Source organism: Bradyrhizobium sp. (assembly GCF_049586575.1).
Classification (GTDB): Bacteria; Pseudomonadota; Alphaproteobacteria; order Rhizobiales; family Xanthobacteraceae; genus Bradyrhizobium.
The window spans coordinates 1-19,778 of the sequence record NZ_JBAVCF010000002.1 but is presented as its reverse complement, the minus strand read 5'-3'; the positions used below and the strand labels follow the sequence as shown (position 1 = coordinate 19,778).

Sequence of the window (19,778 nt, the reverse complement as noted above, 5' to 3'; positions counted from 1 at the left end):
GCCACGGGTTTTCCTCATTTCAGCCGCAGATTGCTCACGAAGCATCGGACACGTTGCGCCGAAATGCCTAATTAAAATCAAGATATCTCCCAAATCGAGATCATGAATGTCGCTTTTTGGTCGGATTCAAAATGCGTTTTAGCGGTTCTCAGTAACGGGCACGGGCCGATAAACTGATGCCGGCATGCCCGATGTAGCGTAGTAACGGGAGGCATCACCATGGCGCAGGGGACAAGGTATAGTCCTTATGAGACTCCGTATGAATCGGATTATGATTCATACGAGAATCGGTATGCCGAACCGGTCGATCTCGACGCTTTCGGTTCCCAAGTAAGATCACGCCATTCCTCACGGTCGGTCGCGACACGCGAGGAATTCCTTCCCGAAGATTCCGTTCCACTCTTTCTGTCTGGCGCAGACGAAGAATTGCGATCGTCGAAATTCGCACGCCCGCGAAAAGGCAGATCGCGACTGTTGAAGACCGCGGCATTTGCGGTTGCGGCTATGATTGCCACTTTCGTGGCCGTCAAAAATCCCTTCACTGTCTTTGCCAACGCAACAGCGTCCTTGATGGGTACCGCGGACCTCAAATCGGCTTCAACAACGCCGCCGGAGACGGCGCCGACAATGCCGCCGCGTCAGGCCGTGGCAGCTGTCGCGGCTACCACGCCCGCCCTGGCGGTCGCTCCTGCCGTACCGCCGTCACGCGATGAAATCGCGCTCGCGCTCAGGACGGCGCATCAAAGCCAGCCCGCGGCAGAAATCCAGCAGCCCACGGCTGCGGTTGCGGCCGTAGCAGCAGCTCCCGTCGCCGTCGCGCCACCGGCGAGAAAGATCGACAGCGACGAACTCGCCACGCTGATGAGCCGGGCAAAGGCCCTGCTCGCGTCGGGCGATATTTCGCCTGCCCGCCTGCTGCTGGAGCGGGCTGCGGAGGCGCAGGAGGCGAGCGCGGCATTGATGCTGGCGCAGACTTACGACCCGACGGTGCTGGGAACGCAGGATATCCGCAACATCACTCCGGATCCGGCGAAGGCACGCAGTTGGTACCAGCGCGCTGCCCAACTCGGCTCGGTCGATGCGCAGCGTCGGCTCAGTCAATTGCAATAGTCGTCTTCATCAGGGGTAGGAAAAAAATGCGACGTTTGATTGGTTTGGCACTCGTTGCCACGATGATGGCGCTTGGCTTTGCGGCTCGCGCTGAGCAGGCCGAATATGACCCGGCGAAGGTCTCAGACAGCCTCAAGGCCATCTTCCAGTTCGGCTCGGCACAGACCAAGCAAGCGCTGAATCAGAACACGGTGACGCTGATCACAGGGACCATCGGCGGCACCTACGTGCAAATCGGCGCCGACCTGGCCTCCGTGCTCGACGACGGAAACAAGTTGCGCGTACTTCCGATCGTCGGGCGCGGCTCCGTTCAGAGCGTCGCCGATATCCTGTTCCTGCAAGGCGTGGACATCGGCATCGTCCGCGCCGACACGCTCGACTATCTTGAGCGCAAGGGCTTCGCAAAGGACATCAAGAAGCAGTTCACCTATGTGACGAAGCTCTACAATGAAGAGATGCAGATCATCGCTCCGAAGTCCATCAACAGCATGAGGGACCTCCAGGGCAAGCGAGTCAGCATCGATCTGCCGAATGGCAGCACCTTCGTCACCGTGTTGACGGTGGCCGAACGGCTCGGGCTCAAGGCCGACTGGCTCTATATCGAGCAGCGCATCGCGATGGAGAAACTGAAGAAGGGCGAGATCGACGCCGTGATCGTCGTCGGCGGCAAGCCTTACAAGTCGGTCTCAAACTTCAACAACGATGGCCGCTTCCACCTCGTGAAGGTCGACTATGAAAAGCCGTTGCAAGGCGATTACCTGCCGGCCACCCTCACCTCGAAGGACTATCCGAACCTGATCGCGGAAGGCGAGTCGGTCGACACCATCGCGGTGCCGGCATTGCTCGCCGCCTATAACTGGGCGCCCAACACCGACCGCTACCGCAAGCTTACGAACTTCGTGGATGCCTTCTTCACGAAATTCCCGCAGTTCCAGAACCCACCCTTCCACCCGAAGTGGAAAGAGGTTTCGCTGGCGGCTCCGCTCGCTGGCTGGCAGCGTCTGCCGTATGCCCAGCAGTGGCTCGATTCGCACGGGATCGAGCCGATCACCCGCAGCCGGTTTGACGATTTCCTCAAGCAGAGTTCGGCGACCGGAAAGATGCCGTCCGAAGCCGACAAGGAAGCGCTGTTCAAGCAGTTCAAGGCCTGGGAGGCCGAACAGAACGCCCACGCCCAGGCAACACCTAAAGCGCGATAAATAACGGCGCAGAAAACAAGTACAGGGAGAGCGACCAAGGGCCTGACGTCAGTCAGGCCCTTGACGTTTGATCGATCCGGTCCGCTCAGCCCGAACGATTTTACCGACCGAGGCACAGCCTTACGGTCGAACCCCGGCTTCAGCAGTCCGCTTCAATGCGGCGCGCGCGGCCTCGCGATGCTCCGGCGTGATATGGGTCGCCACCAGACGGATCGCGGTGGCGAGCACGGCGGCATCGTCGGTGAAGCCGAGCACCGGCAGCATGTCCGGGATGAAATCGAACGGCAGGATGAAATAGGCGATCGCGCCAAGCAGTGCCGCCTGGACATGACGCGGCGTCTGGCGGTCGAAGGCGCAGTAATAGGCGCTGAGCAGATCCTCGGCGAACGGCAGCCTTGCTGCGACCCGCTTGAACTTTGACCAGAAGCGCTTGCGGACGCTCTCTGGATCCTTGGCCAGACTGTCGGCCGGCTCAAATCCAATCGTATGTTCCGAAACCATGCGCCGCACCCTCCTTCAATCCGCCTAGCTGGGGATGTCGCGCCGATCCTGCAAGCTCTGGAAAAATTGCGGGCTGTCTCAGGTGACGCCCAACTGGGCGGCGATCGCATTCATCGCCTTGGCCAGTTCGATGTCGCGCACGGTCACGCCGCCGGCGTCGTGAGTGGCAAGAACGACCTCGACCGTCTTGTAGACGTTGCGCCATTCCGGGTGGTGGTCGCTTTTTTCGGCCACCAGCGCGGCGCGGCTCATGAAGCCGAACGCCTCGTTGAAATCCTTGAACACAAAGGTGCGCTCGATCGCCTCGCGACCCGCCACTTCCTTCCAGCCCGGCAAGCCTTTCAGCGCCGATTTCCTCAGCTCCACCGACAACCGCTCCATCACAATGGCCTCCATGGCTTGAACCAACAGCTATCTAACACCGAACCGGTCCGGACGATCCGCATAAACGGCGGCCGTGCCCTTAAAAAGGCGCTGTTAGATCAACCAGATGTACTTGTGAATCGGGGCTGGCCGCCCGGGCATGGCTGAAGGATCTGCTGTAACACGGGTAACCATGACGGCGAAGTGACTCAGGGAAAAGCGCCAAACTTGCTACACTTGCGGCCTAACCGGATGCACAGATCTCCTTGGACCTGAATTTTTCCTGATCAATGGCAAGCGGTCTCGACACGGCGCCGGCAAGCCCGGCCGAACCCCCGATATCGGCATCCTCCCGTTTCCCGGCGCGGCGGAGCGTGCTGTTCATTGTGCTGGCCGGGGTACTTGCCATCATCGGCATTGTGACCGCCGGCTATTACTTCGCGGTGCGCCCGGTCGCCTTGCGGATCGCCGTAGGGCCAGCGGGCAGCGACGACCTCAAGGTCGTTCAGGCCTTGAGCCAGGCCTTCGTCCAGGCCCACAGCCAGATCCGCTTGCGGCCGATCCCGACCGAGGGCGCGACCGCCAGCGCCCAGATGATCGCCGAAGGAAAGGCCGATCTTGCCATCGTCCGCGGCGATCTGAACGTGCCGAAAAACGCGCAAGCCGTGGCGACGCTGCGCAAGAACGTCGCAGTGCTGTGGGTGCCGCCTGCGATGAAAGGCAAGAAGGCGGGTGCGAAAATCACCAAGATTGCGCAGCTTGCCGGACGCCGCATCGGCGTCGTGGGCCGCACGCCCGCCAATGTCGATCTGCTAAAGGTGATTCTGCGGCAATATGGCCTGGATCCGAACAAGGTTGATGTCATCCAGTTTCCGGCGGGCGAGGCGGCCGACGCGATCCGCAACCGAAAGGCCGATGCCTATCTCGCGGCCGGGCCGGTCAACAGCAAGATCACGTCAGAGGCGATCGCGGCTTCGACGCATGACGGCAAGGCGCCGACTTTCCTTCCGATCGATTCGGCGGAGGCGATCGCGCAGAACCATCCGATGTACGAGGCCTCCGAAATTCCTGCCGGCGCGTTTGGCGGTTCGCCCGACCGGCCGGAGGACGAGGTCAAGACGATCAGCTTTTCGCACCATATCGTGGCCCGCAAGGATCTCTCGGACGCCACGGTCGCTGCCTTCACGCGGCAGCTCTTCGCGGTCCGGCAAACGGTAATGAGCGAGTTTCCGCTGGCGGCGAAGATCGAGACGCCCGATACCGACAAGGATGCATTTATCCCGGTGCATCCTGGTGCGGCAGCCTTTGTCGATGGCGAGGAAAAGACCTTCCTCGACCGCTACAGCGACTTCATCTGGTGGGGCCTGATGGGGTTGTCGGCGACGGGTTCGATCGGCGCATGGTTTGCGGGCTACCTGAAGAAGGACGAGCGCGGCAACAACTCGACGCTGCGCGAGCGGCTCCTTGAGATGATCGCAACCGCGCGCCACAGCGATTCCATCGAAGAGCTCGACCAGATGCAGGCGGAGGCCGACAATATCCTGCGCGATACGCTGCAAAGTTTCGAGCATGGCGCAATCGAGGAAGGCGCGCTGACCTCCTTCAACATCGCACTATCGCAATTTCATCACGCAGTGGCCGACCGAAAGACGCTTCTGATGATTACCTCGCAGAATTTGCAACGTGCGGGCGCTGCGCTGCGGGTGACCGGAACCTGAGCCGCCATCCATCACGTCAAGGTGTGCCGTAACAGATGCGCAAGCGGGAACGGAACCCTGCGGCGCCAAGTTGGTCTCCATGCTTTAAGACGAGGAGACCATCATGCGACTGAAGCTTGTGATCCCGGCCATGGCGACTGTTGCCATGACGCTGGCTGCTCCGGCCTACGCTCAATACGACCGCGCCTATGGTCCGGGCTATCACGGCCCGGTCTATACCGACCCTGCCTACCGAAACCGGGTCTTTCGCGGCGCGTATAATCAGGGGCCGGCGATTGCACCCTTGTTCTATAATGACGGCTGGGTGCCGGAGCCGATTTTCGACCGATCGAGAACCGGCGGCATCGACCCGAATATCCGCCCGTCCGGCTAAATCCACCGCGCTCTACCGAAGTTGCGTCGGCAGGCCACAGGTGGCCTGCCGAATTTTCATTGCGGGCCCGCGTTTGACACGCGCAGCCGGCCCACCGTCACATTAACGAGACGCGTAACTCCGCAACACAGCCTCAAGCGCAATCGACGTGCAGGGCTTCGGCAATCTCGGCTTTTCGGCGAATGCGGCGGGAAGCGCGGAATCGGCGCCGTAGCCGCTGACAAAAGCAAAGGGAATGCCGAGCGCCTCCAGACGTTCGGCGATCGCAAAGCTCTTCTCCTTCACCAATCCGATATCCAGCAGCGCAAAAGCCGGCGCGCGCTCGGCGATCAGATGAAGCGCGCGGCTGACATTTCCCGCGGTGCGGACCGTCTTCACGCCGAAGCCGAGAATTGTGTCTTCGAAGTCCAGCGCGATAATTGCATCGTCCTCGACGATAAGGACATCGTCGGGCATGCCACCACTCGCAACATTGTCCATCACGCCAACAAAGGTTCCGGCTTGCGGGGCATAAGTTACGGCATGACAGTTCTGCCGGGATGCATCGGAGAAGCCGCCCCTTGTTCCCCGCCTGAAACCATCACATCGCTCGCCCGTTGTCTGTGCACTAGTGGACGGAACCAGGAAACCCTCGTCGGTATTGTGGGAGCCGCGAGGAATGGACCGAGAGAAGGTTGTTGCAGATGATCTCACAGGGAAGTCCCGGGCGCGGCGGCGACCGGCCGAACAACAATCTGCTGCGACGGCTGAGCGAGCCGGATTTCGCGTTGATCGCGCCGCATCTCTCGACGGATGAGTCTGCTTCTGACGAATTGCTTTATGATCCCGGTGATGACGTCGACACTGTCCACTTTCCCTGTGGCGCGAGCCTTGCGTCCTATCTCGTTGCCAATGAAGACGGCCGCGACGTCGAGACCGTGCTGGTTGGCCGCGAGGGCGCGGTCGGCGGCATCGTCAGCCTCGGCTATCTCCCCGCCTATACGCGGATCACCGTGAAGTTCGGCGGACCGTTCGTCCACCTGCCGATCAGCAAACTCGATGCTGCCAAGGCGGCTTCTGCTACGCTGCGCAACGTGTTCGCACGCTACGCCGACTGCCTGCTCGCGCAGATGTTTCAGTCGACCGCCTGCAATGCCATTCATTCGATCGAGCAGCGCACGGCGAAATGGATCATCTCGGCGATGGAGCGTACCGAAGGCGACAACATCGTGCCGCTGACCCATGAGCAGCTTTCGACACTATTGGGCGTCGGCCGCAGCTATGCCAGCCGGGTGATCCAGACCTTCAAGGCCGAACGCATCGTGGAGACGCGCCGCGGCTCGATCGTCGTGCGCGACCCCGAGGGGCTACGGCTGCGGGCCTGCCAGTGTAACGAATCTGTCAAAAACCACTTCGAGGAGGTCCTGCGCGGGGTCTACCCGAGCGAACAGGCCTCTGGGGGCTAACGGCGCGCGAATTAACGCCAAATCGGCTAACCAAACAGCCAATAAGCGATTGTTTTTCGGCGATTCCTGACTATATTGCGCCGCAGTAGAGGCGTGCCCGGTCCTTTTGGCCGGCCTTCCTTTTTGGGCGCCCAAGCGCCCGATCAAAATCCAGGGTTTTGAGCGTGATCCGGAAAAGTGGGTCCCGGTTTTCCGGTGAGATCGCGCTCCCTTATTGTCTGACGCAGAAGAAGTAAAAATGAACCTTCGTAACGTCGCCATCATCGCCCACGTCGATCACGGCAAGACCACGCTGGTCGACCGCCTGTTGCAGCAGTCCGGCACCTTCCGCGAAAACCAGAAGGTCGCCGAGCGCGCCATGGATTCCAACGATCTGGAGCGCGAGCGCGGAATCACGATCCTGGCCAAGGCCGCTTCGGTGCAGTGGAAAAACACCCGCATCAACATCGTGGACACGCCAGGCCACGCCGATTTCGGCGGCGAGGTCGAGCGCATCCTCAACATGGTGGACGGCGCGCTGGTGCTGGTGGATGCGGCCGAAGGCCCGCTGCCGCAGACCAAGTTCGTGGTGTCGAAGGCGCTCAAGGTCGGACTGAAGCCGATCGTCATCATCAACAAGGTCGATCGGCCGGACGCACGGCCGACGGAAGTGATCAACGAAGTGTTCGATCTTTTCGCGGCACTTGATGCCAGCGAAGAGCAGCTTGATTTTCCGATTCTCTACGGATCGGCGAAGCAAGGCTGGATGGCGGAGAGCCCGGAAGGTCCGAAGGATAGGGGCATGCAGCCCTTGTTCGACCTGATCGAGCGCCATGTCGCGGCTCCCACCGTCGAAGACGGGCCGTTCCGCATGATCGGCACCATTCTGGAAGCCAACCCCTATCTCGGCCGCATCATCACCGGCCGCATCACGTCGGGCTCGATCAAGCCGAATCAGGCGGTGAAGGTCTTGTCAGCCGACGGCAAGCTGATCGAACAGGGACGCCTGACCAAGATTCTCGCTTTCCGTGGCATCGAGCGCACTCCGCTGGAGGAAGCCGAGGCCGGCGACATCGTCGCCATCGCGGGCCTGACCAAGGGTACGGTGGCCGACACCTTCTGCGATCCGAGCGTCGAGACGCCGCTGACGGCGCAGCCGATCGATCCGCCGACCGTGTCGATGTCGTTCATCGTCAACAATTCACCGCTCGCCGGCACCGAAGGCGACAAGGTGACGAGCCGCATGATTCGCGACCGCCTGCTGCGCGAAGCCGAAGGCAATGTGGCGCTCCGCGTCACCGAGGCCGACGACAAGGATTCCATGGAAGTGTCGGGCCGCGGCGAATTGCAGCTGGCGATTTTGATCGAGACCATGCGGCGCGAGGGCTTTGAGCTCTCGGTGTCACGTCCGCGCGTCGTCTTGAAGAAGGACGACGCCACCGGCGATTGGCAGGAGCCGATCGAGGAAGTCGTGATCGACGTCGACGAGGAGCATTCCGGCGTCGTCGTGCAGAAAATGAGCGAACGCAGGGCCGAGATGATCGAGATGCGCCCCTCCGGCGGGCATCGCCTGCGGCTGGTGTTCTACGCGCCGACCCGCGGCCTGATCGGCTATCAGGGCGAACTGCTCACCGACACCCGCGGCACAGCGATCATGAACCGCCTGTTCCACGGTTATGCGACTTACAAGGGCGAAATCCAGGGCCGGCGCAACGGCGTCCTGATCTCCAACGATCAGGGCGAGGCGGTGGCGTATGCGATGTTCAAGCTGGAAGACCGCGGCCCGATGATGATCGAGCCCGGCTGGAAGGTCTACAAGGGCATGATCGTCGGCGAACATACCCGCGACAACGATCTCGAGATCAACGTGCTCAAGGGCAAGCAGCTCACCAACATCCGCACCACGTCCAAGGACGAAGCGGTGCGCCTGACCCCGCCGATCAAGATGACGCTGGAAAAGGCGCTGGCCTATATCGAGGACGACGAACTGGTCGAGGTGACCCCGAAGTCGATCCGCCTGCGCAAGAAGTTCCTCGACGCCAACGACCGCAAGCGCGCGGAAAAAGCCAAGCAGGCGGTGGCGTAACGAAAGTGGGCAAAAGGGCGAATGGGGAGTAGCGAATACGGCTGTTCCCGTCCGGTTCGCTTTCCGATACCCTTCTCGCTACTTTGCTCTCACCGTTCGCCTTGCGCATGTCCCTCCCCTCTTCCGTCGATGTCGCCATTATCGGTGCGGGCGCCGCCGGCCTTGGCGCGGCGCGGGCGCTGGAAAACTCTAACCTTTCTACAATCGTGCTCGAGGCGCGCTACCGCCTCGGCGGACGCGCCTTTACTATTGTGACCGGCGGCGGCGACTCCCCCCTCGCCGTGCCCAACATTACTTTCGATCTCGGCTGCGGTTGGCTGCATTCGGCGGATCGGAATTCGTTCGTCCGGATCGCCGAACAGTTGGATTTCGAAATCGACAAGACCCGGCCGCCGTGGCGCGAGCAGGGTTTTGATGCGGTCTTTCCGCCGAAGGAGCGCGCCGATTTTATCGAAGCGCTGGATGATTTCTACGACCGCGCCGAGGTAGCCGCGAAAGGCGGCCGCGACAGCGCCGCCAGCGCCTGTCTCGAGCCCGGCAATCGCTGGAACCCGATGATCGACGCGATCTCGACTTACGTTAATGGCGCCGAGCTCGACCGGGTCTCGATTCTCGACATGGATGCCTACGAAGACACCGGCATCAACTGGCGGGTGCCGCGCGGCTTCGGCTTGCTGGTTTTGACCTATGGCGCACCCTGCCCGCGCGCGGTCAATACCAAGGTCACCCTGATCGATCATTCAGGTCCGCGCCTGCGGATCGAAACGTCGCAGGGCACGCTTTCCGCCGCCAAGGTGATCGTCACGGTGCCGACCAATCTGATCGCCGAGGAATCGATTCGTTTTTACCCCGCACTCCCTGTCAAAGTGGATGCCGCGCGCGGCCTGCCGCTCGGCCTTGCCGACAAAATAGTGCTGGCGCTGGATCAGCCTGACGCTCTGCCGATTGACGGCAATCTGCGCGGCGCCACCATGCGCACGGCAATGGGCAGCTACCATCTGCGTCCTTTCGGCCAACCCTGCATCGAAGGCTTTTTCGGCGGCCGGTTTGCGCGCGAGCTGGAAGACGCCGGCAAGGGCGCGATGGCTGCGCAAGCGGTCGACGAGATCGTGGCGATGCTCGGCTCGGAATTTCGTCCCAGACTAAAGCCGCTGATCCATTCGCGCTGGGCGCACGATCCGTTCGCGCGCGGTTCCTATTCGCACGCGCTGCCCGGCCACGCTGGCGACCGTGCCATGCTCGCCGCGCCGGTTGACGGCCGGCTGTTCTTTGCCGGAGAGGCCACCTCGCCGAACTTTTTCTCCACCGCGCACGGCGCGCGGGATTCGGGGGAGCGGGCGGCGAAGGAGGTGATGGTTTCGATAGCTGCGGGGTGACGGCCGCGTTCCGCGCTTTCTTCATTGCCGGGCTCGACCCGGCAATCTATCCTTCAAATAATGCGGACGGTGAGCCGAGTTGGCGCTAGGCGGAGAATCCTATGGAGTCCTCAACGTCAGCTAAATCCTATGGCGATTGGCGCGATACGGTTGACCAGCGTCTTCTTCAAATTTACTGCATAACGATAGAAGATGCCGGCATCGATGAAGGGTGTTTGGTTGATCACTGGCGATCAGACGAATCGCCTTTTGAATTTGTCGAATGGTACAGTAACAAATACGACCTTGATCCAATAATATCGCTCGTCCGAATTCACGAACGACGCAGATAATGCTGATTGCGATGTCAGAAGAACCCACGGAACGACGCAATTGGACCGGTGAGGAACTTGATCTCATTGTTTCGGACTATTTTTTTATGCTCAACGACGAGGCCGCTGGCACTCCTTTCAATAAGGCCCAGCATAATCGCTTCCTTCGGAGCAAGATCGATCGAAGTGAAGCGTCGATTGAATTCAAACACCGGAATATTTCGGCGGTGCTTCAGCTACTCGGACTCCCCAGCATGAGGGGCTATCTCCCTGCAGCGAATTTCCAAAAAGCAATTACCGCGGCGATTGATCGTTACATATCGCAAAATCCGGTTGCATTGCATCCGGAGAGAGCGGTCACCGGCTTCGCGGAGCGTCCCGGACTATTCGTTGAGACACCTCCTGCGCTTCTACCTGCAAACCCGCGGAGAGAGGATGTTGAGCGGCTCGTGCGCAAATTCAATCCGGTTGACCGCGATTTCCGAAATCGCAAACTTGGGCGCGACGGTGAAGAATTAGTTATTCAATTCGAGCGGGAGCGACTCCAGCGACGGGATCGGCCTGACCTCGCCAAGAAAATCAAATGGACCTCAGAGGAGGATGGCGACGGAGCCGGCTATGATATCTTGTCTTTTGACGAAACAGGGAAAGAGCGATTCCTTGAGGTAAAGACAACGGTGGGTTCCGATACAACGCCCTTCTATATCACAAGGAATGAACTATCATTTTCCTCCGAACGGCCTGAGGCATTTCGGCTGTGTCGTGTTTTTGATTTCTCTATCCGCCCGCGGATGTTCGAGCTGGTGCCGCCGCTAGAGAAACTCGTCCATCTTTCACCTCTTAGCTATGAAGCGTCATTCTCGTAGCGAGAGCTTTTGCTTTTACCTACATCTCCTATTCCATCGAAGCCTTCTTTAATTCTGCGAGAAAACCCTCGTCGTGGGCGGTCAACACTTCGGTCCAGTCCCCGATCAGCGCGTCAAGCACATCTATCGCCCCTTCGGGAACGGCAGCGGAGGACGGGAACGCTTCCGCGTTTCGCAAAAATTCCACTAACCACTGCGCTACGGGCGTCACGGGACAACGAGTCCACGTGGTCAGGATGATTGTCCAACCAAATGATGAGGTCATCGATTTCGTCCGCGTTCGCGGCCCACAGAGTTGCTGGCATTAGTTGACGCTCCGGTTTGATTAATGTCTCGACGACGTTAGGGGACCAGATTTGAGACAAGCGTCACAGAGGAAAAATAATTCGTCTAAAACCCTACTCCAACACCCTGTCCCGCATCGCCGCATCCGCCACGAAGCACTGCTGATACTTGCCGAAAATCCGGTAGCGATTCCTCGCGATGAGATTATAGATCGCATCCCGAAAGCGTTTTGGCACGGCGAATAGCGCGCGGACCCCGCCCCAGCCCGGGAGGTGCGAGAGCACGGTCAGCGCCGCATCGGATTTGAAATGGGCAACGCCGCCATGAATGACAGCGTTGGTATCGGGATCATCGGGATCGATACCGAAGGCCTGCGCCAGACGCGTGCCGTAGGCCGACTGGATCGCGGTGAAGCGAAAGCGCCGGTCCGTATCGCGGGTGGCGATGAAACGAATCCAGCGCGAGCAGAACACGCAGACGCCGTCGTAGAGGATCACGTCGTCGTCGGGCCATGCGCCGCTCACTTCATTCGCCTCCGTTCCAGTTCCTACTTCGCTTGAAAACGCTACCGGCTATCCAGCGTAGCAAGCGCGACCAGCATGAGCACGATGGCGGGCCCCGTCTTGACCAGCGCGCCGAGTGGCTCGATCCAGAGGTCCGGAGTCAGGATCGCGGCTGCGATCATATAGCCGAGCGAGGCCAGAATTCCCCAGATCAGGCCGAAGCCACAGGTCCGCCGGAATGCGATCAACACGCCGATGGTCATATCCATCAGGCTGGTGAGCACGGTGATCGGCGCGACCAGCATGGACGGAAAGGCATGCGAGCGCAGGAGGCCGGCAGCGGCGTCGTAGGAAATGAACAGGGCTATGAATCCCGAGACCGTCCAGAACACCACCAGGCTTGCGACGATTAGCGCCTTGATCAGATAAAGCCGCGCAAACCATTTGTCCTGGATGGTCGCAGCGCGCAACGCCGTGCCGTCGAGTTCGGCCGGTACGATGCCGGTTGCGCGGATCCATGCCGAGGGATCGCCGGTCACGCCGCGGCGCAGTTCGACAATGCCGGTGCGGCGCATCGGCGACTTCCAGCCAAGCCAGCTGACGAGATCGGCCAATTTCACGCCGATGTCGCGCAGGAAGCCGGGCAGCCGGATGCAAGGCCAGTCGCTGGTGCCGAACGCGCGACGAAACGAGGAGACTACCTCCCCTAACGTGACCGGTTGCTGCTGCATCAGATCCCAAGTCACGCCGGATACGCTGCCGTCCTCGACATCGCGAGAGGCGAGCCAGGCGACTGTTGCGGCCACGTCTTCAATCATCACAGGCTGGAACGGCTTGGCGGACTCGGCTGCCGGAAGCGCGAGCGGCAGCGCCGCAAAAGCACGCACCATGGCGCTGCCACCGAAGGCCGCAGGCGCGACTACAAAACCGGGCCGGAGGATCACGTAGCAAATGCCGGAGGCCGCGATCATCTGTTCGCCTTCGCGCTTGGTGGCGCTGAAAGCGGTGTGATCGTCCTTCGCTGAGCCTGGAATTGAGAAATGAATCAGACGAATGACGCGACCGTTCGCCTTGATCGCGCTCAACAGGCGCTCGACAAAGTCGCGATGTACCGCGCGGGCGTCGTTTCCTGGAGCATCCTGCAACACGCCGAGACAATTGACGATGACATCGATCGCGTGCTCGCCGATCAACCGCGCCAGTGCAGATGCCTCCATCGCCAGCAGGGGCATCTCAAGATCGAGCGCCTGCGAGACCTGGGAGGCAGCAAATTTTCGCGCGACCGCGACCACCCCAAAGCCTCGTTGGCGCAGGTCCCCGGTAAGGAATCGTCCGATCAGGCCGGACGCACCAAGGATCAGGATTTTCCGCGAACTGTCCATGTTTCCGTATCACCCGCGGCCAATTCAAAAGTCCGGCTTGGCGATCATGAGCCAGAGAATGATCATGACCGAACCAAAACCGGGAATGCCGAACACCAACCAGCGGCGAAACAGCGTGAAATAGTGCGCTGGCAACGGCTCATGACGTCCTGTGGCCGCCCGTGCCAGGTTTCGCATCTCGATCTGCATGAAAACCACGGGAATCCAGAACAATCCGGCGATCGCGTAGAGAACAAGCGACGCGAGGAGCCAACGCTCATGAAGGCCGATTCCGTCCAGCGCCATCAGAAACCCGCCGCTAATCGGCTGCAGCAACACTGCGCTTAGAGTGAATATCATATCGGCGGTAACGACGACTGCGGCCGTGCGCGCAATAAAGGCCACATCTCGACTCAAGTGAGCCATCAACATGAAAAACGCAATTCCGGTGCCGGTTCCCAGAATCACGATCGCGCCGAGAACGTGCAGATATTTGACGATCAAGTAGATCGTCATGGCTTTTTCGTTCGCACCGACGGCCCCTTCAGCGCGCGATCGAGTTCGGCGGCGGCGTGTTTAACGCCATTCTCGGTCTCGGCCATCCAGTGGCCTTCGCCGTCATAGGCAGGCAGCACGCGGAAATCGACCTTGCCGCCGCCGGCGCGAAACGCATCGGCCAGCTTCCGCGAGACTTCCGGCGAGAAATAGCTGTCATTGGCGGCGACCAGCCAGCTGACGGGGACGCGCGCGCCGTGGGCGAATTCGCCTGCCGCCGCCACCAGCGTATGCGGCGCGCAAATCTGGTTGGGAAAGCCGTTGGCGTGGCCGCCCCGGCCGGCCGCGAAAACGATGATGGAGGAGACCTCAGTTGGATCGGCATCGGCGAGCGCCAGCGCACCCCATCCGCCGGCGGAATGCCCGACGACCAGCGCGCCGTCATGCCGGATGAAGGGTTGCCCGTGCAAATAGATCAGAGCTGTGGATATTTCCTCGGCGGTGACGCGCCCCGAATGGACATAGTCGGCCTCGTCGCAGCCAAGCTGGTCTTCCAGATAAGGGCCGCCGGTGGCGCCGTGGCCCGGACGCTCCGGCACCAACACGGCATAGCCCCGCGCCACCAGAAGCGAGGCCAGCGGACGGTATTGGGGCTGCGGCATTTGCGCGCGAAGCAGCACATTCTCAGTGGAAGCATGCGCAATTACCGCCAAGCGAAACGGGCCCTCACCCGGCGGCCGGAACAGCACGGCGTGCGACGCCACTTTCGGATCGGGCGACGGCACCAGCCAGGCTTGCACGCGATTGGGCTCGCCTTCCGCGCCTTGCGGGCCGAAGCCGCCTTCCGCGGCAGCGCGTGCCGTCCACAGCGTCGTCAACAGTACCGGCACCAAAAAAGTCTTGAGCGACAACATTGAGCCCCCATGACCGCGTCGCAAACGAGACGCCCAGGATCGTTCACAGCGAATCAAATCCTGCGCCCCGTACCGTGTGGTCAACGTTAAGAACCTTGGACGGGCGCGTCCATTCCGCAAAACGCGGCCCCAAATGCCTTTTACTGTCCGCTTTCGGCACACCTCCGCGCCAGGTGATGCAGAAAATCCACAGGTTAACCGATAATTAACGATAGACCTTGAAGCGAGCCCGCCGACTTGCTTTGATTGGCTCATGAGCACAACCCTGATCGAGGTCCGACCGGCCAAGGCTGCTGATGCGGCTGCGGTGGCCTCCACCCATGACGAAGCGTGGCGCGCGGCCTACCAGGGCATCATTCCCGGCGCTGAGCTGGAGAAACTGATCAACCGCCGTGGCCCGCACTGGTGGGATTCGGCGATCCGCAAAGGCAGCCGTGTCAGCGTGCTCGTGTTCGGCGACAAGGTCGCGGGCTATGCCAATTATGGGCGCAACCGGGCGCGCAGCCTGCATTTCGAAGGCGAGATCTACGAGCTTTATCTGCGACCGGAGTTTCAGGGCCTTGGCTTCGGCCGCCGGCTGTTTTCGGCCGCGCGGCGCGACCTGCTGCAAAGCGGCCTGAAGAGCATGGTGATCTGGGCGCTTTCCGACAACGAAGCGGCCACCGAGTTCTACCGTGCGCTGGGCGGCCGCATGGTGGCGCGATCCTCCGAGAAGTTCGGGCCCAAGTCGCTCGACAAGGTCGCCTTCGCCTGGACGAATTGAGAGCCTGACTTCATCGCCGGCGCAGTTCAACTGTCATTGCCGAAAAAAGTTCGCACGAAGTGTGACGGACAAAGACATTCCAGGTCACGGAGCCATTCATGCGCGTTGAAGCGATCTCGATCGGCATCGATCCCCCGCGCGAGGTCAATGTCATCATCGAAGTGCCGGTCGGCGGCGAGCCGATCAAATATGAAATGAACAAGGAAGCCGGCACGCTGGTCGTGGACCGGTTCCTGTATACGGCGATGCGCTATCCCGGCAATTACGGATTCATTCCACATACGCTCTCCAACGACGGCGATCCCTGCGACGTGCTGGTTGCCAATACCCGCGCCATCGTTCCGGGCGCTGTCATGAGCGTGCGGCCGGTCGGCGTGCTGCTCATGGAAGACGAAGCCGGCGGCGACGAGAAGATCATCGCGGTGCCGTCCTCGAAGCTGACGCAGCGCTACGACAAGGTGAAGACCTATAGCGACCTGCCCGAAATCACCTTGCAACAGATCCAGCACTTCTTCGAGCACTACAAGGATCTCGAGCCCGGCAAATGGGTGAAGGTGTTGCGATGGGGCGGCGCCGAAGATGCGCACCAGCTGATCGCCGAAGGCATCGCACGGGCGAAGAAATAGCTTTCCCGGCCGTTCCAGGGCGCGCAGAGCGCTAACGAGCGAACCCGCATTCCCGCTTTCGCGGGGACGACGGCGAAGTCGGTTTTGCGATCCGGCCTGCACGGAAGAATGAATCTCAAACCCCAGGCTTCGGCAGGCCAGCAATCGCACAGGCCGCGCGCAAGGTGTTGACCAGAAGACAGGCCACCGTCATTTGGCCGACGCCGCCCGGCACCGGCGTAATCGCGCCTGCGACTTCCGAGACCTCGGCAAAGGCGACATCACCGACGAGACGGGTTTTGCCGGCGGCATCGGACAGCCGGTTGATCCCGACATCGATCACGGTCGCGCCCGGCTTGATCCAGTCGCCGCGCACCATCTCGGGACGGCCCACCGCGGCGTAAACCAGATCGGCGCGGGCGCACAGCGACTTGAGGTCGCGCGAGCGCGAATGCGCGATCGTCACCGTGGCGTTCTCATTGAGCAGCAATTGCACCAGCGGGCGTCCGACCAGGTTGGAGCGGCCGATCACGATCGCATCCAACCCCTCGAGCGAGGTGTGCACGCTCTTGCTTAGGATAATGCATCCGAGCGGCGTGCACGGCGAGAGCGCGGCAAATCCGCCAGCGAGACGCCCGGCATTGTTCGGGTGCAGCCCATCGACATCCTTGGCCGGATCGATCGCATTGATGATGGCTTCGGTGCTCAGGGTTTTCGGCAACGGCAGTTGCACGAGAATGCCGTGCACCAGCGGATCGCGGTTCAGCCGAGCGATCAGGGCCAGCAGATCGGCCTCTCCGACATCCTCCGGCAACACGTGCTCGAAGGACGCCATGCCGACTTCCTGCGACTGTTTGTGCTTGGAGTGGACATAGACCTGGCTCGCGGGATCGTGGCCGACCAAGACGACCGCGAGCCCCGGCGTCAGCGAGCTTTCGCGCTTGACCCTCGCCACCTCACTGGCCACGCGGGCGCGCAGCTCGGAAGCGATACGTTTTCCATCGATGATCTGCGCCGTCATTCGCTCACGCGATCAGAAAACGTTCGGATAGATATAATATTGGATCACGCGCTCGATGAAGTAGATGATCAGGATCAGGATGATCGGCGAGATATCGAGCCCGCCGAGGTTGGGCATGAAGGAACGGATCGGCGCCAGCAAAGGCTCGGTGATCCGATACAGAAACTCCGCAATCGCCGACACGAGCTGGTTGCGCGTGTTCACGACGTTGAAGGCAATCAGCCAGGATAGAATGGCGGATGCGATCAACAACCAGACGTAAAGATCCAGAACGATGAGAATGATGTCGAGAACGGCACGCATGGCGGGACTGCTCGCAAAGGTCGGGCGGCGGGATAGGACCCTCGCTAAATATCGGTTCCGTCAGGGGCAAACAAGGGAAGTTCCCGGGAAAGGGCCTGAAAAACAACGATTTCGCCGTTCTTGACTTGGCGTTGGCGCGGACTGTAAATGGCGCCGATTGCTGGCGGTTTCCAAGCGTTTGACCGCTAGCTGAATGGGGCCATAGCTCAGCTGGGAGAGCGCGTCGTTCGCAATGACGAGGTCGGCGGTTCGATCCCGCCTGGCTCCACCAGCCTTCGCAGGCTGGGCCTGCTTCGGCTAGGCGAGCCATCTCGTAGCGAAAGCTCTACACCATAGCCCAACGGGCGACGACGGGCTTCTAGACTTTCAGTCCAGGCAACAGACTACTCGGCCGCCTCCGCCATCGCCAATTCCGGCACGCGGCTCAGCCAACCATCGAGAAAATGTTTCAGCCAGGCGCGCTCGACAACGTCGTAGCGGGCGCGTCCGGCGAAATGCTGGTCGCGGGGGTAGGCGCCGGGCATATCGAGGCCGTCGGCGCCGCAAGCGGTCCAGCGGCACATCATCGCGTAGGTCGCGTCCGGATGGAATTGAAAGCCGAAGGCATGCCCGAAACGGAATGCCTGCCTTGGGAAGTCACCACCTTCAGCCAGCAATTCGCTGCATGCGGGAAGTTCGAATCCTTCGCGGTGCCAGTGATAGACCTGGTCGGGCCAGTGCGGCGAGACCTTCAACCCGGCCGGCGTGGGGCGGATCGGATAATAGCCCATCTCGACGCGGCCGTGGCCATGCGGCGCGACGCGGGCACCGAGATGCATCGCAAGCATCTGCGCGCCGAGGCAGATTCCTAGAAACGGCCGCTGCTCGAGCAGCGGGACCGCGATCCAGTCGATCTCGCGGCGAACATAGTCATCCAAGTCGTTGGCGCTCATCGGACCGCCGAAAATGATGGCGCCGGCATGCGCCGCAAGCGTCACTGGAAGCGCATCACCAAAGCGCGGACGCCGGATATCGAGTTGATGGCCAAGCACCCGTAATGCGTTGCCGATGCGGCCCGGCGTCGAGGTTTCCTGGTGCAGGACGATCAGGACCGGCAGAAGCGAGGGAGACGCCGACCAAAGTCCCGTCGCGGCGGATGCGGCATCACGCACAAGACCGGTTTTGGCGGAAGGCGGCATTGATCCTTCTCATCGCATCAAGCCTGCGATCCTACCAACAGACCGTTAATTTCCCGTGAGTTGCTGCGCCGGCTTCTTCAGCGCTGGCGCGTCTGAAAGCGGGTCACGGCCGACAGGATGAATCCGCGCGGGAACAGCCGCAGCATGAACGGCACGATCTTGATGCCGAGGCCGGGCAACACGGCACGGCGGTTGGCCATCAGGCCGTGATAGGCTTCCTCGGCCACACGCGCTGAGGAAACATTGAGCACCGCAGAATCAAACCCGGGCTCGATGCCGGCGCGGGTCTGAAACTCGGACGGTACCGGACCCGGGCAAAGCGCGGTGACGCGGACGCCGCGCGGTCCGAGTTCGCCGCGCAGCGCTTCGGTAAACGACAGTACATAGGCCTTGGAAGCATAATAGACCGCCATACCCGGCCCCGGCAGGAATCCGGCGATCGACGCGACGTTGAGGATTCCGCCGCGATTTCCGATCAACTGGTCGGAAAACCGCAGCGACAGATCGGTCAGAGCGCGGATATTCACCGCGATCATCCCAAGCTGCTCGTTGCGGTCGAGCTCGATGGCACGGCCGAATAAACCAAAGCCCGCATTATTGACGACGAATTCGACCTCGACCTCCGCGGCCTTCAAAGCCGCGGCGACCTTGTCGCCGGCATCCGTCTGTTCGAGATCGCAGGGGATCGCAATCGGGACAGCCCAGCCTTTGGCGGTAATTTCTGCGGCCAGCGCCTGCAACCGGTCCGACCGTCGCGCCACCATCGCCACGCGATGGCCGTTTGACGCAAAGACCCGCACCAGTTCGGCGCCAATCCCCGCCGACGCACCCGTAATCAGCGTCACCCGCTCAGTCACGATTTTCTTGCCCGCCGATAAATGCCCACCCGACGAGGATACGCCTTAAGCGGGATACAGCCCGCCTGCAAGTATTTCGACCCTTCCGCAGGCTGGGATCAGGCAGAAATGAGAAGCGGCCCAGAATCACACCAGCAATCCGCTGCAATGCGGCACTGACTACACT

22 protein-coding genes and 1 tRNA gene are annotated in these 19,778 nt (G+C 61.1%); 11 read left to right on the top strand and 12 right to left on the bottom strand.

All coding sequences use genetic code 11. The annotated features are described in order from the left end of the window. The first annotated feature begins 504 nt into the window (after positions 1–504). Positions 505–1,110 carry a hypothetical protein gene (locus WB528_RS00125; protein ID WP_423886403.1) on the top strand — a complete coding sequence of 202 codons (606 nt, stop codon included), beginning with the start codon at positions 505–507 and terminating at the stop codon, positions 1,108–1,110. A gap of 26 nt (positions 1,111–1,136) precedes the next feature. After that, the gene (locus tag WB528_RS00120; protein WP_423886402.1) at positions 1,137–2,309 is read left to right on the top strand and encodes a TAXI family TRAP transporter solute-binding subunit; all 1,173 of its coding nucleotides are present in this window, start codon (positions 1,137–1,139) and stop codon (positions 2,307–2,309) included. Between the two features lie 120 nt (positions 2,310–2,429). On the opposite strand, the gene WB528_RS00115 is transcribed toward WB528_RS00120, so the two are convergent. Both WB528_RS00115 and WB528_RS00110 read right to left on the bottom strand, forming a co-directional pair. Beyond that, positions 2,430–2,810, bottom strand: coding sequence for a YkvA family protein (locus tag WB528_RS00115; RefSeq protein ID WP_423886401.1), 381 nt, complete (start codon positions 2,808–2,810; stop codon positions 2,430–2,432). A 78-nt stretch (positions 2,811–2,888) separates the two neighbouring features. Further along, on the bottom strand, positions 2,889–3,194 hold the full coding sequence (locus WB528_RS00110) for a 4a-hydroxytetrahydrobiopterin dehydratase (RefSeq protein ID WP_423886405.1): 306 nt from the start codon (positions 3,192–3,194) through the stop codon (positions 2,889–2,891). Positions 3,195–3,550: 356 nt separating this feature from the next. Between WB528_RS00110 and WB528_RS00105 the strand changes: the two genes are divergently transcribed. Both WB528_RS00105 and WB528_RS00100 read left to right on the top strand, forming a co-directional pair. Beyond that, positions 3,551–4,891, top strand: coding sequence for a TAXI family TRAP transporter solute-binding subunit (locus WB528_RS00105; protein ID WP_423886404.1), 1,341 nt, complete (start codon positions 3,551–3,553; stop codon positions 4,889–4,891). A gap of 103 nt (positions 4,892–4,994) precedes the next feature. Further along, positions 4,995–5,264 carry a hypothetical protein gene (locus tag WB528_RS00100; protein ID WP_423886400.1) on the top strand — a complete coding sequence of 90 codons (270 nt, stop codon included), beginning with the start codon at positions 4,995–4,997 and terminating at the stop codon, positions 5,262–5,264. Between the two features lie 102 nt (positions 5,265–5,366). Here the strand turns inward: WB528_RS00100 and WB528_RS00095 are convergent, their stop codons facing one another. Further along, positions 5,367–5,720 (bottom strand): response regulator, encoded by a 354-nt coding sequence (locus WB528_RS00095; RefSeq protein WP_423886399.1) that lies wholly within the window; start codon positions 5,718–5,720, stop codon positions 5,367–5,369. A gap of 227 nt (positions 5,721–5,947) precedes the next feature. Here WB528_RS00095 and WB528_RS00090 point away from each other — a divergent pair, with 227 nt between their 5' ends. The 4 genes from WB528_RS00090 (at position 5,948) to WB528_RS00075 (ending at position 11,327) form a co-directional block, all read left to right on the top strand. Continuing rightward, positions 5,948–6,709 carry a Crp/Fnr family transcriptional regulator gene (locus WB528_RS00090; protein WP_423886398.1) on the top strand — a complete coding sequence of 254 codons (762 nt, stop codon included), beginning with the start codon at positions 5,948–5,950 and terminating at the stop codon, positions 6,707–6,709. A 238-nt stretch (positions 6,710–6,947) separates the two neighbouring features. Continuing rightward, a complete protein-coding gene (typA, locus tag WB528_RS00085) occupies positions 6,948–8,774 on the top strand; it encodes a translational GTPase TypA (RefSeq protein WP_423886397.1) in 1,827 nt (608 codons plus the stop codon). 107 nt (positions 8,775–8,881) lie between these two features. Next, positions 8,882–10,150: a flavin monoamine oxidase family protein gene (locus tag WB528_RS00080; RefSeq protein WP_423886396.1), complete on the top strand. Its 1,269-nt coding sequence runs from the start codon at positions 8,882–8,884 to the stop codon at positions 10,148–10,150. 331 nt (positions 10,151–10,481) lie between these two features. Further along, a complete protein-coding gene (locus tag WB528_RS00075; RefSeq protein WP_423886395.1) occupies positions 10,482–11,327 on the top strand; it encodes a DUF3883 domain-containing protein in 846 nt (281 codons plus the stop codon). Between the two features lie 28 nt (positions 11,328–11,355). On the opposite strand, the gene WB528_RS00070 is transcribed toward WB528_RS00075, so the two are convergent. From WB528_RS00070 to WB528_RS00050, 5 genes are all read right to left on the bottom strand, one after another. After that, positions 11,356–11,592 carry a hypothetical protein gene (locus WB528_RS00070; protein WP_423886394.1) on the bottom strand — a complete coding sequence of 79 codons (237 nt, stop codon included), beginning with the start codon at positions 11,590–11,592 and terminating at the stop codon, positions 11,356–11,358. 133 nt (positions 11,593–11,725) lie between these two features. After that, the gene (locus WB528_RS00065; protein WP_423886393.1) at positions 11,726–12,136 is read right to left on the bottom strand and encodes a thiol-disulfide oxidoreductase DCC family protein; all 411 of its coding nucleotides are present in this window, start codon (positions 12,134–12,136) and stop codon (positions 11,726–11,728) included. Positions 12,137–12,177: 41 nt separating this feature from the next. Beyond that, on the bottom strand, positions 12,178–13,497 hold the full coding sequence (locus WB528_RS00060) for an SDR family oxidoreductase (protein WP_423886392.1): 1,320 nt from the start codon (positions 13,495–13,497) through the stop codon (positions 12,178–12,180). Positions 13,498–13,521: 24 nt separating this feature from the next. Beyond that, the gene (locus WB528_RS00055) at positions 13,522–13,992 is read right to left on the bottom strand and encodes a DUF2269 family protein (RefSeq protein WP_423886391.1); all 471 of its coding nucleotides are present in this window, start codon (positions 13,990–13,992) and stop codon (positions 13,522–13,524) included. Continuing rightward, positions 13,989–14,885 carry an alpha/beta hydrolase family protein gene (locus WB528_RS00050; RefSeq protein WP_423886390.1) on the bottom strand — a complete coding sequence of 299 codons (897 nt, stop codon included), beginning with the start codon at positions 14,883–14,885 and terminating at the stop codon, positions 13,989–13,991. The genes WB528_RS00055 and WB528_RS00050 overlap by 4 nt, the downstream gene beginning before the upstream one ends. 253 nt (positions 14,886–15,138) lie before the next feature. On the opposite strand from WB528_RS00050, the gene WB528_RS00045 reads away from it, so the two are divergent. Both WB528_RS00045 and ppa read left to right on the top strand, forming a co-directional pair. Next, a complete protein-coding gene (locus WB528_RS00045; RefSeq protein WP_423886389.1) occupies positions 15,139–15,648 on the top strand; it encodes an N-acetyltransferase family protein in 510 nt (169 codons plus the stop codon). Positions 15,649–15,746: 98 nt separating this feature from the next. Beyond that, positions 15,747–16,274 carry an inorganic diphosphatase gene (gene ppa / locus WB528_RS00040; protein ID WP_423886388.1) on the top strand — a complete coding sequence of 176 codons (528 nt, stop codon included), beginning with the start codon at positions 15,747–15,749 and terminating at the stop codon, positions 16,272–16,274. 115 nt (positions 16,275–16,389) lie between these two features. On the opposite strand, the gene folD is transcribed toward ppa, so the two are convergent. Next, on the bottom strand, positions 16,390–17,274 hold the full coding sequence (gene folD / locus WB528_RS00035; protein WP_423886387.1) for a bifunctional methylenetetrahydrofolate dehydrogenase/methenyltetrahydrofolate cyclohydrolase FolD: 885 nt from the start codon (positions 17,272–17,274) through the stop codon (positions 16,390–16,392). 12 nt (positions 17,275–17,286) lie between these two features. Continuing rightward, the gene (locus tag WB528_RS00030; RefSeq protein ID WP_423886386.1) at positions 17,287–17,577 is read right to left on the bottom strand and encodes a YggT family protein; all 291 of its coding nucleotides are present in this window, start codon (positions 17,575–17,577) and stop codon (positions 17,287–17,289) included. Positions 17,578–17,772: 195 nt separating this feature from the next. On the opposite strand from WB528_RS00030, the gene WB528_RS00025 reads away from it, so the two are divergent. Then, positions 17,773–17,848 (top strand) — tRNA-Ala (locus tag WB528_RS00025). Positions 17,849–17,960: 112 nt separating this feature from the next. On the opposite strand, the gene WB528_RS00020 is transcribed toward WB528_RS00025, so the two are convergent. After that, positions 17,961–18,755: a glutamine amidotransferase gene (locus WB528_RS00020; RefSeq protein WP_423886385.1), complete on the bottom strand. Its 795-nt coding sequence runs from the start codon at positions 18,753–18,755 to the stop codon at positions 17,961–17,963. Positions 18,756–18,832: 77 nt separating this feature from the next. Then, complete coding sequence (locus WB528_RS00015) at positions 18,833–19,612, bottom strand: SDR family NAD(P)-dependent oxidoreductase (RefSeq protein WP_423886384.1); 780 nt, start codon at positions 19,610–19,612, stop codon at positions 18,833–18,835. Positions 19,613–19,778: the final 166 nt, after the last annotated feature.